The 16,479-nt window shown below is 62.8% G+C and carries 13 protein-coding genes; 10 read left to right on the top strand and 3 right to left on the bottom strand.

The annotated features are described in order from the left end of the window. Positions 1–101: 101 nt before the first annotated feature. Both KLP40_RS06140 and hutU read right to left on the bottom strand, forming a co-directional pair. Positions 102–746: a hypothetical protein gene (locus KLP40_RS06140; RefSeq protein ID WP_215592886.1), complete on the bottom strand. Its 645-nt coding sequence runs from the start codon at positions 744–746 to the stop codon at positions 102–104. 28 nt (positions 747–774) lie between these two features. Further along, entirely contained in the window at positions 775–2,541 is a 1,767-nt protein-coding gene (hutU, locus tag KLP40_RS06135) for a urocanate hydratase (RefSeq protein WP_215592885.1), read from the bottom strand. Positions 2,542–2,845: 304 nt separating this feature from the next. Between hutU and KLP40_RS06130 the strand changes: the two genes are divergently transcribed. Then, the gene (locus tag KLP40_RS06130; RefSeq protein WP_215592884.1) at positions 2,846–2,995 is read left to right on the top strand and encodes a hypothetical protein; all 150 of its coding nucleotides are present in this window, start codon (positions 2,846–2,848) and stop codon (positions 2,993–2,995) included. A gap of 104 nt (positions 2,996–3,099) precedes the next feature. Here the strand turns inward: KLP40_RS06130 and KLP40_RS06125 are convergent, their stop codons facing one another. Beyond that, on the bottom strand, positions 3,100–3,882 hold the full coding sequence (locus tag KLP40_RS06125) for an XRE family transcriptional regulator (RefSeq protein WP_215592883.1): 783 nt from the start codon (positions 3,880–3,882) through the stop codon (positions 3,100–3,102). 182 nt (positions 3,883–4,064) lie between these two features. On the opposite strand from KLP40_RS06125, the gene KLP40_RS06120 reads away from it, so the two are divergent. From KLP40_RS06120 to KLP40_RS06080, 9 genes are all read left to right on the top strand, one after another. Then, the gene (locus KLP40_RS06120) at positions 4,065–4,511 is read left to right on the top strand and encodes a YbjN domain-containing protein (RefSeq protein ID WP_246558665.1); all 447 of its coding nucleotides are present in this window, start codon (positions 4,065–4,067) and stop codon (positions 4,509–4,511) included. 74 nt (positions 4,512–4,585) lie between these two features. Continuing rightward, positions 4,586–5,287: a PspA/IM30 family protein gene (locus KLP40_RS06115; protein WP_215592881.1), complete on the top strand. Its 702-nt coding sequence runs from the start codon at positions 4,586–4,588 to the stop codon at positions 5,285–5,287. 88 nt (positions 5,288–5,375) lie between these two features. Next, the gene (locus KLP40_RS06110; protein ID WP_215592879.1) at positions 5,376–5,576 is read left to right on the top strand and encodes a hypothetical protein; all 201 of its coding nucleotides are present in this window, start codon (positions 5,376–5,378) and stop codon (positions 5,574–5,576) included. A gap of 38 nt (positions 5,577–5,614) precedes the next feature. Then, on the top strand, positions 5,615–5,803 hold the full coding sequence (locus KLP40_RS06105; protein ID WP_215592877.1) for a hypothetical protein: 189 nt from the start codon (positions 5,615–5,617) through the stop codon (positions 5,801–5,803). Positions 5,804–5,858: 55 nt separating this feature from the next. Then, positions 5,859–6,524 carry a hypothetical protein gene (locus tag KLP40_RS06100; RefSeq protein WP_215592875.1) on the top strand — a complete coding sequence of 222 codons (666 nt, stop codon included), beginning with the start codon at positions 5,859–5,861 and terminating at the stop codon, positions 6,522–6,524. Positions 6,525–6,585: 61 nt separating this feature from the next. After that, entirely contained in the window at positions 6,586–6,993 is a 408-nt protein-coding gene (locus KLP40_RS06095; protein WP_215592872.1) for a PH domain-containing protein, read from the top strand. A 300-nt stretch (positions 6,994–7,293) separates the two neighbouring features. After that, positions 7,294–9,453, top strand: coding sequence for a flotillin family protein (locus tag KLP40_RS06090; RefSeq protein ID WP_215592870.1), 2,160 nt, complete (start codon positions 7,294–7,296; stop codon positions 9,451–9,453). Positions 9,454–10,350: 897 nt separating this feature from the next. Continuing rightward, entirely contained in the window at positions 10,351–15,360 is a 5,010-nt protein-coding gene (locus KLP40_RS06085; protein ID WP_215592869.1) for a DNA repair ATPase, read from the top strand. Between the two features lie 503 nt (positions 15,361–15,863). Next, positions 15,864–16,400 carry a pyridoxamine 5'-phosphate oxidase family protein gene (locus KLP40_RS06080; protein WP_215592868.1) on the top strand — a complete coding sequence of 179 codons (537 nt, stop codon included), beginning with the start codon at positions 15,864–15,866 and terminating at the stop codon, positions 16,398–16,400. Positions 16,401–16,479 lie beyond the last annotated feature (79 nt).

The following is a 16,479-nucleotide window of genomic DNA, read 5'->3' as shown; positions in this document are numbered from 1 at the left end:
ATAGGTTACTAAACAGCGGAGGTATAGGTTTTGCTTTTTTGGGCGGGGTGTGTAGAACGAGCAACGCCGCCGGAGCGGGTGCTCGGGCGGCACGCAATTAATTAGCAGGGGTTGAAAAACTCCACTTCCTGCAGACGGCCATTTTTGAACAGCAGATTCAGCGAAGCATCCGTAGGAACGCCTTTGTAGAAGAAAGGCAAATACATTGCTTCTCCCGGCCGGCCGGATGCAGGCTCGTCAGCTTGTTTGGCAGAAATCGGATAGAAGCGGCGGACGTCCTCCAGGGTGGTATGCTGATTAAGCCGGAGCTTCCCCAGCTTGCCCTGAAACTGGCCGGTAGTCACGTTGAAACTGGCCAGTACGGCCTGGGAGCCGGCTACCTCGTAGCATGTTTTGCCATAGTACCAGAAGTCGCCGTTGGTGTTATCGATGGGCTCCAGCTCCCCGCCGCACTCTACCGCTCCCCTGGCGATGCTGTCGGGGCGACCGAGCTGACTGATCAGCATCTTAGTGCTGAGCTGCTCGTGCGGCTTGCCGTTGATGGTCAGCATGGACAGCTCAATATATTCCGGGTTATCGGGCGGGGTAGCAGTGAGGGCGGGTTGGGGCGACTCCGGGGTTGTCTGGGCCGGCCGGACCGGCTCCGTAATGGCAGCGCCAGCATCGGGGGTGCTCTGACAGGCAGCCAGCCCCAGCAGGCCAGCGAGTAGAAATACCGGTTTCACGGAAATTAGCACAGTGTACATGATAAGGTAAGATGCTGCAAGATATACGCTACGCCTGTTCCCGTCCCGGAATCTTCACCCCGCGTTCCTCAGCTACCTGTTGGGCCAGCTCGTAGCCGGCATCGGCGTGGCGGAAGACGCCCATGCCGGGGTCGGTGGTGAGCACGCGGCGCAGGCGTTCGGCCTTTTCGGGGGTGCCGGTGGCCACTATCACCATGCCGGAGTGCGTGGAGTTGCCGATGCCCACGCCGCCACCGTTGTGCAGCGAAACCCAGTCGGCGCCGCTGGCGCAGTTGGCCAGGGCGTTGAGCAGGGGCCAGTCGGCCACGGCGTCGGAGCCGTCCTTCATGCCTTCGGTTTCGCGGTTGGGCGAGGCCACCGAGCCGCAGTCGAGATGGTCGCGGCCGATGACGATGGGGGCCGATACCTCGCCCCGCGCCACCAGGTCGTTGATGACCAGGCCGAACTTCTCTCGCTCGCCGTAGCCCAGCCAGCACACCCGGGCCGGCAAGCCGATGAACGGCACCTTGGCCTGGGCCTTCTCAATCCAGCGGGCCAGCATCTTATTGTCGGGGAAGGTTTCGAGCAGGGCGCGGTCAAGGCGCAGGATGTCCTGGGGGTCGCCGCTGAGGGCGGCCCAGCGGAACGGGCCCTTGCCCTCGCAGAACAGCGGCCGGATGTAGCCGGGCACGAAGCCAGGATAGAGAAACTGGCCGTGCTCGTCGCGCACTTTCAGCCCGCCTTTCTCAGCCTGCCCGCGCAGGTTATTGCCGTAGTCGAGGGCCACGGCCCCGGCCGCCTGCATATCGATAATGGCCTGACAGTGCTTCATGATGGACTGCAGGGCCTGCCGCCGGAACTCGGCGGGGTTGTCTTTGCGCAGCTGCAGTACGGCGTCGATGTCGCCTTCGGGAATGTAGTCGAGCAGGTCGTGGGCCGAGGTCTGGTCCGTTACGATGTCCACCCGGTAGCCCTGGGTTAGCAGCTGGGGCAGCACGGAGGCGGCGTTGCCGGTGAGGCCGATGCTCCAGCCGGTGCGGGCGGCTTTGTGCTGCTCGCACAGGGCCAGGGCGTGCGGCAGGTCGCGGGCCTGCTCGTCGAGGTAGCCTTCGCGCACCTTCTGCTTCACCCGCTCGTCGATGGGCTCGATAACCAGGCACACGCCGTCGTTCATGGTCACGGCCAGGGGCTGCGCACCGCTCATGCCACCCAGCCCGGCCGTCACGGTAACGGTGCCGGCCAGCGTGCCCGCAAAGTGCTTGTCGGCCACGGCCGCGAAGGTTTCGTAGGTGCCCTGCAAAATGCCCTGGGTGGCAATGTAAATCCAGGAGCCGGCCGTCATCTGCCCGTACATCATGAGGCCCAGCCGGTCCAGCTCATCGAAATATTCCTGGGTGCTCCAGGCGGGCACGAGGTTGGAGTTGGCGATGAGCACGCGCGGGGCGTGGGCCCAGGTGCGCAGCACGCCCACAGCCTTACCGCTCTGCACCAGCATGGTTTCGTCGGGCTCCAGGTTTTTGAGGGTGCGCACAATGGTCTGGTACTCCTTCCAGTTGCGGGCGGCGCGGCCGGCCCCGCCGTACACAATCAGCTCGTCGTACACGAGGCTCACGGCCGGGTCGAGGTTGTTTTCCAGCATCCGCAGGGCGGCTTCGGCCTCCCAGGTTTTGCAGCGCAGGGTAGTGCCGTGCATGGCTTTCACGGTTTCCGCGGGCTGGTACTCGTAGTACATGGGCCGCGTGGGGGGCGCGGTGGTGGCAGACGTAGCAGTGGCTGCGCGGTGGTGTTCGGGCGTATCGAGGGCGGAGTGGGACATGGTGGAGAAAAGCAGGGGTGGGAAGCGGCAAGATATTGATTTTACCCCGCGCGCTAGGCCCTCCCCGGCCGGCTCCCTTACCCGTGTTCCCTACCGCCGGCTTTGGCTTTCCGCTGCCCTCGGGGCCGGCCGCCAGCCAGGACAGGCCGGCCAGAACACCACCCGGTTTTTCTGCGGTTGGTGGCCCTTAACTGCCTGTTCATCTAATAATAACCTGGTGCCAACCGCTCCGGGGCTACCTTTGCCGTATGTATCGGCGTTGCCACCGGGTGGTAGGCAATGTGTTGACCAGGCTCACTTTCTTATGCAGCGTTTTTCTACTCTGTTCCGCTTTATTGCTCTGCTGTTACTGCTCGTGCTGGGTGCCGCCAACCGGCCCCGGCCCGTGCAGCAGTCCTCCCTTTCCGATGACGTTTCGGCCCTGCTCCGGACCGTGACCATCCCCAAAGGCTAGCGGACGACATTTTTCCGGGCGCATTACACCAGACGCGGGGCTTCGGCTCCGCGTTTTTTTTGTGGCCCGGGGCGGCCGGCCAATTCGCTTCGCGCTACGGCCGGCTACCCATCCAGACGGGCCAGCAGCTCTTCTACCTGCCGCTCCAGGCGGGTCACGCGGTCTTCGATGCGGGAGGGCGGGCGCAGGTGGGTGGTGAACACGGCTTTCACTTCCCAGACTTCCAGGGCTTGGTCGAGGGCGAATTCCTGGGCCCCGTAGTCGGGGTTATCGGCCCGGAGCTTGAGCAGCCCCGCGGGCAGGCGCTCGGCCAGGCGGCGCACCAGCAGGCTGTTTTGCGTGACAAAGGCGTAGATGCGGCCCGGGCGCAGGGTGGCCGTGGCCTTGTCTACGCGGCAGCAGAGCACCACGTCCTGGTGGCGCAGCCCCTGCTGCTGGTGCTGCATTTCGGCCCCTACAATTTCGAAGGCCCGGGTGGCGGGCCCCAGCTGGTGGGGAAAGGAAAGCGGGGGCAGCGCATCCACGAAGCCGGTGTCGTGGTGCTGCACGATGTACTCCAGGAGCCGGTCGGCGGGCACGAAGGGCGTGGTATGGGGCTGGCGGTCGGCCTGGGCGGTGGGCGGCGGGGGCGGCGGGGCCACGCCTTCCTTGCGGAAAATATCGAAGTGGTAGAGCTCATTTACGGTCAGCTCTTTTGTTAGTAGCAGGTCCACCGACAAGCCAAAATGCTGAGCAATCTGTATCAGTGTCTCCATTTTGGGTTCCGATCGGCCTTCCTCGTAGGCCCCCACGCTGGGCCGGGCGAGGCCAAAAAGCTCGGCAAAAGCGGCCTGACTCAGCTTCTTGACGGTTCTGATCTTGCGAATGTTCTTTCCTACGTGCGACATACGGGCAAAATATTTTTCGCTCAAACCTTGAGCATATCTCAAACTTTGAGTACACTTGCATCGTAAAGCTAGCACATTAGTTCCGGCCGCCCCGAAAAAAACGCTCTTTTTTTGAGCATAAGCCCGCCGCCGTTTCCACTGCCCGCCTATTCCTTCTCTCCTTTACCTATTCCCCGCTGCCGATGACCAACTCCTACTTTACTAGTATCCGGACTTACCTGCTGGAGCTGGGCTACGTGCTGCACCACGAGCACGAAGCCAGCAACCTGCTGGTCGTCAGCCGCCCGGAGCTGGGCATCGACCACCTAGTGCTGGGCTGCGGTGAGCCCCTGCTGATTCTGGAGCAGTACCTGCTGGAGCTGCCCGCCCCCAACGGCGACATCTACCAGCGCCTGCTCCAGAAAAACCGCGACATCATCCACGGCGCCTTCGTGCTCGACGAATCCGGCCTGAAGGTCATTTACCGCGACACCCTCCAGCTCGACCTGCTCGACCGCGCCGCCCTGGAAGCCGTGCTCAATTCCCTGGCTTTGTTACTCAGCGAGTTTGGCGACGAGCTGATTGAGTTTTCTAAGGAGGGTCTTGGGGACTTGGGGGGGCTTAGGAGCTTGGTTGACGTGCTGCCGTGAACTCCCAATAGCAGAACGTCATCCAAGACCCCATCAACCCCATCAACCCCAAGACCCCATCAACCCCAACCACTATGAACTTTCTCAACCGCCTCTTCAAAATCGGGCAGGCCGAAGCCCATTCCGCCATTCACCAGCTCGAAGACCCCATCAAGATGACCGAGCAGGGGTTGCGCGACCTGCGCGAGGACCTCGACAAGGCCCTGCAGGCCCTGGCCGAAGTGAAAGCCCTGGCCATCCGCAGCCGCAACGACGCCGAGCAGGACCGCAACCGCGCCCTCGACTACGAGAACAAGGCCGTGCTGCTGCTCCAGAAAGCCCAGCGCCAGGAGCTGGAGTCCGCCGAGGCCGACCGGCTGGCCACCGAGGCCCTGCGCAAAAAAGCCCAGCACGAAGCCCAGGCCGCCCGCGCCACCCAGGACCAGCAGAAGTTCGAAGCCTCCGCCCAGCAGCTCGACCAGAACGTGCAGCAGCTCAAAGCCACCATCTCGCAGTGGGACAACGAGCTGCGCACCCTCAAGGCCCGCGTCACGGTGAGCACGGCCACCAAAACCATCAACCAGCAGCTGGCCCAGCTCGATTCCTCGGGCACCGTAACGTTGCTGGAGCGCATGAAGGAAAAGGTAGCCACCGAGGAAGCCCTGGCTGAATCGTACGGACAGATTGCGCAGGAAAGCAAGTCCATCGATCAGGAAATCGAGAAGGTGCTGGGCACCGACGGTGGCGGTCAGGCTTCGGCTGAGCTGACGGCGCTCAAGGCCCGGCTGGGCCTGTAAGCTGCCCCCGGGCGGCTACTGGCCGGCGGCTCTGCTGCTGCCCCGATTTACGTCACTGCCCTTTTGTTCTACCGTTACCGATCGACCAGTGAATACCTCCGAAAAAATCCTCTTTTACCCGGGCCTGCTGCTGGCCGCCGTCGCCATCTTGGCCTACGGCTTCCACCTGCAGTCCGCCGATAAGCTGATATTGCCCCTAATTGTAGGTACCGTGCTGCTGGCCAGTGGGCAGCGCCGCTGCCTCACCCGGCTCCGGCAGCACAATCAGACGCTGGAAGCCCGCCCCTAGCCCTTTTCCCATCATTCTTCCCCCTTCACCCTATCCCTATGAAACGCTCCGACTACGTTACTTTTCTACTCGGTGGTCTGCTGCTGCTGGCCAGCGCGGGGCTGCGCTCCGCCGCCGGGGTGGATGCCCGCTGGTCGCCGGTGCTGCTGCTGTTTGGTTCCAACATCCTGACCATTGCGCTGGTACGCTACCACCGCTGTCAGAACCCGACTGCCAACCGCCCTTAGGCGCCTGCTCCCGCCCCCACTCTACTCTATCTTTCCGCCGCTAGCCTTCTTGCCCATGAATGAGTTGCTGCACGCGGCCGTCGCCCCGCCCAACCTGCTACCCACCGGCCTGCTGGTGTTCGTGCTGCTGTACTGGCTGACGGTTATTCTGGGGCTGATTGACTTCAAATCCCTGGACCTGGAAGTGGCCACGGGGGTCGATGTCGATGCCGTTGACGGCCACCCGGGCCTGCACGCGGGCGAAGCGGGCGTTTCGTTTCTCAACCACGCCCTGGCCTTTTTCAACCTGGGCCGGGTGCCGCTGATGGTGTTCGTGAGTTTGCTGGCCCTGCCCTGGTGGGTGGGCAGCATCCTGCTCAACTACTACCTCGGCAACGAAACCCTGCTGCTGGGCGCGGTGCTGCTGGTGCCCCTGCTGCTGGCCAGCCTGCTGGCCGCCAAGGTCCTGACCACGCCCTTCGTACGGGTATTTGCGGCCCTGGACCGCGACGCCGATGCCGGCGCTTCGCCCCTGGGTAAGGTGTGTACCCTGCTGCTGCCCGCCACCCACACCCACCTGGGCCAGGCCAGCGTGCGGCTCCGCAACGGTTCTCCGCTCGTGCTCACGGTGCGCGCCGCCTCCCCCACCGCCGAGCTGCGCAAGGGCGATACGGCCCTCATCCTCGACTACGATGCGCACCGCCGCTGCTACCTGGTGGAGCCCTTCGAGCTCGACCGTTAACCGGTCTTGCGGCTTCCCGAAATCTTCCTACCTTTCCTTCCCCGCTGCCTATTCTACTTTTATGAGCCAGATATTTCCTTCCAAAGTCAGCTGGTGGCTGTTCGGGCCAATTATCGCATTTTTGTTGGGTCAGGGCATTTACGCGGCAGTTAAGCAGGTATGGCCGCAGGTGCTGACGAGCCTGACGGTACTTGGCATCTTCTATTGGCTGCTGCGCTACACCTATTACGAGGTGCAGCCCGACCAACAAAACCTGCGCATTGTGTCGGGGCCCATGGTGTGGCAGGTGCCGGTGACCACCATTACGTCTATCACAACTACCCACAACCCGCTCAGCTCGCCCGCCCTGTCCCTGGACCGGCTCCGGGTGCGTTACGGCACTTCTGATGCCGTGCTGATTTCGCCGGCCGACAAAGCCGGGCTGCTGGCGGCGCTGCGGGCCCTCAATCCGGCTATCCGCTATGAATAAGCTCCTGCAACTGGTAGCCAAAGCCCTGCACTGGCTGGGCGAGGCCCTGCTCGATGGCCTGCTGGCCGACTTCTTCAACTGGCTGGCCGACTGGCTTCTGTCCTGAGCGCCGCCCCCCTCCTGTTTCCGGCCGGGTACCCGCCGCGGTAACGCCGCGCCCGGCCTCCTGCGCCCGGCCCGCCCGGTCTGCCGCGCCCGGCCGCTGCCCGGTGGGGGGTCCCGTTTCCCGCTTTTTCCCTGCTCCGGCTTCGTGCCGCGCCATCTCCTTCTCTTCTGAAAAAACCTCTACTCCTTACCTTCATGATCGAACAACTTTCTCTCGCGGTGCTGGTCATCGTGGCGGTGCTGCTGCTGGGCTTTATTGCCATTGTGGCCCGCATGTACAAAAAGGCCGTGCAGGGCGAGGCCTTGGTACGCACGGGCATGGGCGAAACCAAGGTCTCGTTCAGCGGCATCTTCATCGTGCCGGTGCTGCACAAGCTGGAGGTGATGGACATCAAGCTCAAAACCATCATCATCCAGCGGGCCGGCTCCGAGGGGCTGGTGTGCAAAGACAACCTGCGGGCCGACGTGAAGGTGAACTTCTTCGTGCGCGTCAACAAAACCCACGACGACGTGCTCAACGTGGCCCAGAGCATCGGGGCGCACCGCGCCTCCGACCCGGCCGCCCTGGAAAACCTCTTCGACGCCAAGTTCTCGGAAGCCCTCAAAACCGTGGGCAAGCACTTCGATTTCATTGAGCTCTACAACTCCCGCGAGCAGTTCAAGCAGGAAATCCTGCGCATCATCGGCACCGACCTCAACGGCTACGTGCTCGACGACTGCGCCATCGACTACCTGGAGCAAACCCCGCTCACGGCCCTCAACCAGGACAACATTCTCGATGCCGAGGGCATCAAGAAGATTATTGCTCTGACCTCGGAGCAGAAAATCCAGGCTAACTCCATTGAGCGCGAAAAGCAGAAAACCATCAAGAAGCAGGACGTGGAGGCCCAGGAAACCATTCTGCAGCTCGAAAAGCAGCTGATTGAAAACCAGGAAAAGCAGAAGCGCGAAATTGCCAACATCAAGGCCCGCGAAAACGCCGAGGCGGCCAAGGTGCAGCAGGAAGAAACCCTGAAATCGGAAAAGGCGCGCATTGCCACCGAGGAGGAAGTGCGCATTGCCGAGCAGAACCGCGACCGGCAGGTGCTGGTGGCCGAGCGCAACAAGCAGCGCACCGACGCCGTGGAAACCGAGCGCGTAGCCCAGGCCCAGGCCCTGGAAGCCAACGAGCGGGAGCGGATTGTGGCCCTGGCCCAGATTGAAAAGGAAAAGGCGCTGGAGGAAGAAAAGAAGAACATTCAGACCATCATCCGGGAGCGAATCACGGTGGAAAAAGCCACAGTGGTTGAGGAAGAAAAAATCAAGGACACCCGCGCCCAGGCCCAGGCCGAGCGCGACAAGCTGGTGGCCCTGACCGCTGCCCGCCAGGAAACTGAAGCCGCCACCGTGAGCATGGTGGGCTCGGCCGACATGGAGCGCCAGGCCGCCGAGTTCCGCGCCAGGCAGGCCCTCATTGATGCCGAAGCCGAAAAAGCTGCCGCCGAGTTCAAGGGTCAGGCCATCCGCACCCTGGCCGAAGCCGAAGCCAGCAAAGCCACGGCCGTGGGCCTGGCCGAAGCCCAGGTGATGCAGGCCAAAGCCACTGCCCGCCAGAAGGAAGGCGAAACCGAGGCCGCCGTGCTCCAGCTCACCGCCGCCGCCGAGGCCCAGGCCATCCAGGCCAAAGCCGGCGCCCAGGCCGAAGCCGACGAGAAGCTGGGTCTGGTAGCCGCCAAAGTAAACCGCGAGAAAGGCCAGGCCGACGCCGACATCATCCAGTTCCGCGCCGCCGCCGACCAGAAGAAGGGCTTGGCCGAAGCCGCCGTATCGGAGCAGAAATTCGCGGTGGAAGCCAAGGGCATCGAGGCCAAGGCCGACGCCATGAAGAAGCTCGACGGCGTGGGCAAAGACCACGAGGAGTTCAAGCTGCGCCTCGACAAGGACAAGTCGGTGGAGCTGGCCCAGATCAACATCCAGAAGGACATTGCCGCCTCCCAGGCCGGCGTTATCGGTGAGGCCCTCAAAGCCGCCAAAATCGACATCGTGGGCGGCGAAACCATGTTCTTCGACCAGATCATCGGCTCCATCACCAAGGGCAAGATGATTGACCGCACGGTGCACAACTCCGAAGTGCTGGGCACCGTGAAGGACGCCTTCTTCTCCCCGGACGGCGGCGGCGACTTCAAAGCCAACCTGCGCCGTTTCGTGGACCAGTTCGGCCTGAGCTCGGAGGACATGAAGAACCTGAGCGTCTCGGCCCTGCTGCTGAAGATGATGAACCAGGCCGGCGACGACGCCACCCGCGCCACCATCACGCAGCTGGCCGGCACGGCTGTGGCCCTGGGTATCGGGGATAAGCCGGCGCGGCTGCTGTAACCTCTAGTCGCCTCACCCCCTAACCCCCTCTCCGAAAAGGAGAGGGGGAACTAGCTTCTAGTTTTTATGGCGTGTTTTCGATTTTGGGCTGCACTACTGTTAGCAGTATTAAGAGCGTATAGTGTCAGTGCGCAAAACTACACCGCTAACTCAGCAGAGGATAGCACCGTCATTGCCTCACTCTATTGTGGACCATTTATTTCACCTTCAAAAACGGTTGCCTCGCTGAGCGAGCTGCCTGACAATGTCCGCTATAAGCTGGACTCGTACATAAAAGACCGCTTAGGCGAATCTGCCTACTCGCGAGTCAGGTTTCTTGAAGGACGTGTAGTTGACGTAGACAGCGTGCTGAAACGGCCTAACAACTACAAATGGAACATATGCAGCTATTATCTCTGCTTCACTTTCCAGGGCGCTATTGCGCAGATAGGGCTTGACAGATGGGGCCAGCCGATCAACGCCCTCACCTTACCGGATGTACGCCGGTATCCGGAAAGAACCAATTGGATTTCCAGAAGCGCAGCGCTTCAAATTGCGAAGCGGAAACGAGTAGTTCGCAAAAACACCCGGCCTGAAGATGTTTACTCCGAGCTGAGTTATGCGCCTGAATTGGGCATTATGAGGTGGATAATGACCGTGCGCCAACGCAAAACCGATTTCGCATCAGACATGAGGAAAATCGTTTTAAACGCGCACACCGGGGAGGTATTACGCATCCGAAAGTACGAGTCCCACTCAAATTTCTAAGTCCCATTAACAAGCAGCTTTCCTGGCTACTGTTGAGGAAAGGAAACAGTTTTTAGACCTAACTACTACCTCTGAAAAGCTACAACTAGAGCCCCTCTCCTTTTCCGGAGAGGGGTTGGGGTGAGGCGACTAGAGCTAGGCCACTAACCGATGAACCAACTCGAAACCGGCACCTACGAAATCCTGCGCAACCGCCTGCTCAAAAGCAGCACCGACCTGCGCCAGCGCCTCGACAAGCTGAATACCGAGCGCAAGCAGGTGTTCGGGGCCGTGGATACGCGCCTGCTAGGCACCGGCCGCATCAGCACCGAAAACAACTGCGTGGCCTGGGACATGGTGCCGGTGGGCCAGCGGTTCATCTTCGGGTACAACGTGGTGCTGGGGCTGAAGGCCGAGCCCGATCTGGCCGACGTGTTTGGGGTGTACGAGTACGCCGGGCACGACTTCCGGCCGCTGGGGCTGGAGATGCTGCAGAACCCGCAGTTTCTGGAGGAGTTCCGCAACCTCTACCGCTACTACAAAAACACCCAGTTCGTGAAGTTCGCCGTCATCGGCGTGCACCTGTTCATGGTGTTTCGGGTGGGCCGGGGCAGTTCTGATGTGAAGACGTTTAAGTGGCTCATCCAGGGCGACACGCTGAGCTACCTCGACAACCGCTCCGACCACGAGTACACTTTCCCGCCCCAACACGAGTTCCAGTGGAAGCGCGCCACCCGCGACATGCAGCGCGGCGGCAAGCACCCCCACATCAGCATCGAGGACAAGGTGTTCGTGGAAACTGTGGGCGGTGATTTGACCATCAAAGTCGAGGACAACACCAGCACCGGCCAGGGCATTCTGAGCGAGCCGGTGGACGACAAGGACCAGACCCTCGACGACTCGGAAATCTACTATGCGGTAGTCGGCAACCTGATTCTGCTGAAAATCCGACCCTACCAGGAGCAGCAGTATCGGTACTTCATCTTCAACCACCGGCTCAAAACCGCCCAGCGCCTCGACGCCCTGGCCGATGCCTGCGTGCTGCTGCCCGACGGCCAGGGCCTCATCTTCCCCCACGGCTTCTACCTGCAAACCGGCGACAACAAGCTCTTCGACAACGGCCTGCGCGAGATGCTGTTTGAGAAGCGCGTGGTGTCGCCGAACGGGGAGGATTTCCTGTACGTGTTCTTCAACAAGGACCACGGCACCTACCTGCTGCTGAGCTACAACCGCATTGCCCAGCGCGTGGACAACCCCATCGTGTGCCACGGCTACGCGCTGTTTGAGAACGGGGAGCTGTGCTACTTCCGCGCCGACGACGAGCCCAAGAAGCACCACGCCGTGCAGATCTGGCAGACACCCTACACCGCCCCCGATTTCCAGCTGCCCGTCACCTCCGATTCCTACCTCTACAAGCTGGGCAACAAGGAGATTGTACGGGCCATGAGCGAGGTGCAGGAAGTCCTGACCCTGGCCGGCAAGGATGACTCCTACGCCGGCCTCTACCTCGACCTGATCCGCCAGACCACCGCCCTCACCGACGCCTACCACTGGCTGCGCGAGCCCGCGGCCCAGGCCCTGGCCGAGCCCCTGGCCGAAATCCGCCAGACGGCCACGGCGGCCGTGGAGGAGTTTGAGAAGGTGCAGAGCCTGCGCAAGAACACGGCCCAGCAAACGGCCGCCGTGTTCCAGAAAGCCGCCGACCTGACCGGCCGTATCCGCCGCTCGGCCCCCGATACCGTCACGGAGTTTGTGCAGCAGCTGGGCGAGCTGCGCGGGGTGCGGGGCGAGGTTATTTCGCTGAAGGAGCTGCGCTACGTGGAGCTGCCAGCCGTGGAAAAGCACGCCCAGGACCTGGAGGCGCTGAGCAAGGAAGTGGCGCTGCAAACCGTGGACTTCCTGCTCCGGCCCGATGCCCTCCTGCCCTACTCCCAGCGCGTGCAGGCCATTGCCGACGGCGTGGAGCAGGTGCAGAAAACCATTGAGGCCGACCAGCGCGAGCAGGAAACCGCCGCCGTGGCCCAGGAGCTGGAGCTGCTGATTGAGGTGGTGAGCAACCTGCCCATCCCCGACCCCACCCAGACCACGGCCATCATCGACAACATCTCGACGGTGTACGCCCGCTTCAATCAGATTCGGGCGGCGCTGAAGCGGCGGCGGCAGGCGCTGGCCGGCACCGAGGCCCAGGCCGAATTCACGGCCCAGCTCAAGCTGCTGGAACAGGCCCTCACCAACTACCTCGACCTGGCCGACACCCCCGCCAAGTGCGACGAGTACCTGACCAAGCTCATGGTGCAGCTGGAAGAGTTGGAAGGCAAATTCCCCGACTTCGACCAGTTCATCGAGCAGCTCACCACCCGCCGCGAGCAGGTGGTAGAAGCCTTCGAGAGCAAGAAAACCGCCCTGGTAGCCGCCCGCAACCAGCGCGCCACCGCCCTGCTGCAAAGCGCCGAGCGGCTGCTAAAGGCGGTGCAGAGCCGCGTCAGCCGGCTGGAATCGGTGGCCGACATCAACGGCTACTTTGCCGCCGACGTGATGGTGGAAAAGGTGCGCCAGACCGCCCAGGACCTGCTCAGCCTCGGCGACTCGGTGAAGGCCGACGACGTGCAGAGCCGCCTGAAAACCCTGCGCGAAAACGCCGTGCGCCAGCTCCGCGACCGGGCCGACCTCTTCGCCGACGGCGGCCAGACGCTCAAGTTCGGCACCCACGCCTTCACCGTGAACACCCAGCCCCTGGAGCTGACCGTGGTGCTGCGCGACGGCGACCTGCACTACCATCTCACCGGCACCAACTTCTTCCAGAAGATAACCGACCCCGCCCTGCTGGCCTCCCGGCCCGTGTGGGAGCAAACCGTGGTGTCGGAAAACCAGGACGTGTACCGGGCCGAGTTTCTGGCCTGGCGCATCCTGCAGGCCGCCCAGCACCCCGCCCCCGCCAACCCGGAGGCCGGCCGCCCCGCCGTGCTGTCGGTGCCCGAGCTAACCCACCTCAGCCCCGCCGAGCTGCTCACCTACGTGCAGCAGTTCATGGCCGCGCGCTACCAGGAAGGCTACCTCAAAGGCGTGCACGACCACGACGCCGCCCTGCTGCTCACGGCCCTCGTGCGCCTCACCCGCACCGCCGACCTGCTCCGCTACCCGGCCGATACCCGCGCCGCCGCTGCCCTCTACTGGCTGCGCTTCGCTGACCCCGACCAGCGCGCCCACTGGGAGCGGCAGCTGCAGGGCATCGGTGTGCTGCTGCAGGTCTTCCCCGATTCCCAGGAGTTCGACCAGCTCAAAGCCGAGCTGCAAGCCGCCGTCGAAACCTTCGCTGCCCAAACCGGCCTCTTCACGCCCGCTCAGGTGCAGGAAGCCGGCGACTACCTCTTCCACGAGCTGACCCACACCGGCTCCTTCATCATCTCCCACGAAGCCACCGACCTGCACCAGCAGTTCCAGAAGCAGCTGCAGGACCGCCACGCCACCGACCTCTTCCAGCAGTCCATCGACCAGCTCCACGACCAGCCCGTAGCGCAGTTCCAGCTGGTGCGCCAGTGGGTGCAGGCGGCCAAACCCCACCCCCCAACCCCCTCCCCGGTGGGGAGGGGGAGCCAGACGACATTGCAGACAAAAGAGCAGGGAACTGTACTCCAGGACGCACCCCTCCCCACCGGGGAGGGGCCGGGGGTGGGGTCCACGGGGCTGGCCCTCGAAACCGCCGTCCTCCTCCTCACCCACACCTTCGACCCCGCCCGCGTGGTCCACACGCCCACCACCGAAACCCTCACCGGCTTCCAGGGCACCCACCCGCGCATCATCACGACCAACAACGGACAACTAACAACCAACAACTACACCCTCAACTTCCCCGACTTCCGCCGCCGCCTGCTGCACTACGACCGCGCCACCGTGGCCCAGTTCGAGCAGTTTCAGGAGACGAAAAAGCAGCTGCTGGCCCGCGCCGCCGAGGACCTGCGCCTGGAAGATTTCCGGCCCCGCGTGCTCACGTCGTTCGTGCGCAATCAGCTGATTGACAAAGTGTACCTACCGCTCATCGGGGCCAACCTGGCCAAGCAGATCGGGACGGCCGGCGAGGGCAAGCGCACCGACCTGATGGGCCTGCTCCTGCTGATTTCACCGCCCGGCTACGGCAAAACCACCCTCATGGAGTACGTGGCCAACCGCCTGGGCCTCATCTTCATGAAAATCAACGGCCCCGCCATCGGGCACGCCGTCACCAGCGTCGACCCCGCCCAGGCCCCCAACGCCGGGGCGCGACAGGAGCTGGAGAAGCTGAACCTGGCCTTCGAGATGGGCGACAACGTGATGATTTACGTCGATGACATTCAGCACTGCCACCCCGAGTTTCTGCAGAAGTTCATCTCGCTCTGCGACGCCCAGCGCAAGATTGAGGGCGTGTACCAGGGCCGCGCCCGCACCTACGACTTCCGGGGCCGCAAGGTGGCCGTGGTGATGGCCGGCAACCCCTACACCGAAAGCGGCGACGTGTTCCAGCTGCCCGACATGCTCGCCAACCGCGCCGACATCTACAACCTCGGCGACATCCTCACGGCCGGCTCCGAAGACGCCTTCCGCCTCTCCTACCTCGAAAACGCCCTCACCAGCAACACGGCCCTGGCCCGCCTCGCCACCCAGAGCCCCCAGGACGTGCCCGCCCTCATCCGCCTCGCCGAAACCGGCCAGCAGGACGGCCTCAGCTTCGAGGGCAACCACTCGCCCGAGGAGCTCACCGAATATGTGGCCGTGCTCGGCCAGCTGCTGCGCCTGCGCGACGTAGTGGCCCGCGTAAACGCCGCCTACATTGCCAGCGCCGCCCAGGCCGACGCCTATCGCACCGAGCCGCCCTTCAAGCTGCAAGGCTCTTACCGCAACATGAACAAACTGGCCGAGAAAGTCCGCCCCGTGATGAACGACCAGGAAATAACGGACCTGCTGGCCGCTCACTACGAAAGCGAGGCCCAAACCCTGACCAGCGCCACCGAAGCCAACCTGCTCAAGCTGCGCGAGCTGCTCGGCTGGCAAACTCCCGAGCAAGCCGCCCGCTGGCAGCAAATCAAGCAAACCTACCTCGACAACCTCCGCCACTCCGGCCCCGCCCAGCTTCTCCAAATGCTGGAGAAACTGGAAAACATTGCCGGCGGCCTAAGCGGCATTCGGGAGGCATTGAAGCGGAAGTAACTACCAACCCAGAACGTCATGCTGAGCCTGCCGAAGCATCTCGCCCGCTGACATTGCCAAAGTAACCGTCATGCTGCCATTGTCAAAAGAACGTCATGCTGAGCGCAGCCGAAGCATCTCGCCCGCTGCCATTGCCAAAGTAACCGTCATGCTGAGCTTGCCGAAGCATCTCGCCCGCTGACGTTGCCAAAGTAACTGTCATGCTGAGCTTGCCGAAGCATCTCGCGTGCTGACGTTCTGGATTACTACCCCAATGTCAGCACGCGAGATGCTTCGGCAGGCTCAGCATGACGTTCTGGATGACTACCCCAATGTCAGCACGCGAGATGCTTCGGTAAGCTCAGCATGACGTTCTGGATGACTACCCCAACGTCAGCACGCGAGATGCTTCGGCGGGCTCAGCATGACGTTCTTCGACATTTCCAAACACGCTCTTTGTTAGAGAAGCTTGACCGCACTCCAAAGCAGCCTTACCTTGCTACCCGGCTAAACCGCACTTCCTAATGGGCAAGCACTACTCCACCATCACGCCTGAAATTCAAACGTTTATTGAGCAGCAGCACCTGTTCTTCGTGGGCACTGCCGCTGCGGATGGGCGCGTCAACATCTCCCCCAAGGGCCAGGATACTCTGCGCGTGCTCGATGCCAACCGCGTGGCTTGGCTCAACCTGACCGGCAGCGGCAACGAAACCGCCGCCCACTTGCTTGAGGTAAACCGCATTACCCTGATGTGGTGTGCCTTCGAGGGCAAGCCCAACATCCTGCGCCTCTACGGCACCGCCACCGTCTACCATCCCCGCGACGCGGAGTGGGCTGAGCTGCTGCCGCTGTTCCCGCCCCTGCCCGGCGCCCGCCAGATACTGGTGGTAACCGTGGATCTGGTGCAAACCTCCTGCGGCATGGCCGTGCCCTTCTTCGAATACCAGCAAGAGCGCAACGAGCTGAACCACGCCATGGACAAGCGCGGCCCCGAGCAGGTGGCGCAATACTGGTACACCCGCAACACCCGCAGCCTCGACGGCAAACCCACCGGCATCTGAGCCGGCCCAGCGGCGTGGGCCCGCCACCAATACCCCGCCCGCTAACACCCAATCAAGCACCCCTTCCCCAACCACCTCC

Source organism: Hymenobacter piscis (assembly GCF_018760735.1).
GTDB lineage: Bacteria > Bacteroidota > Bacteroidia > Cytophagales > Hymenobacteraceae > Hymenobacter > Hymenobacter piscis.
Note: the sequence above shows the minus strand (reverse complement) of the source record. Positions and strands in the feature narration are given on the sequence as shown.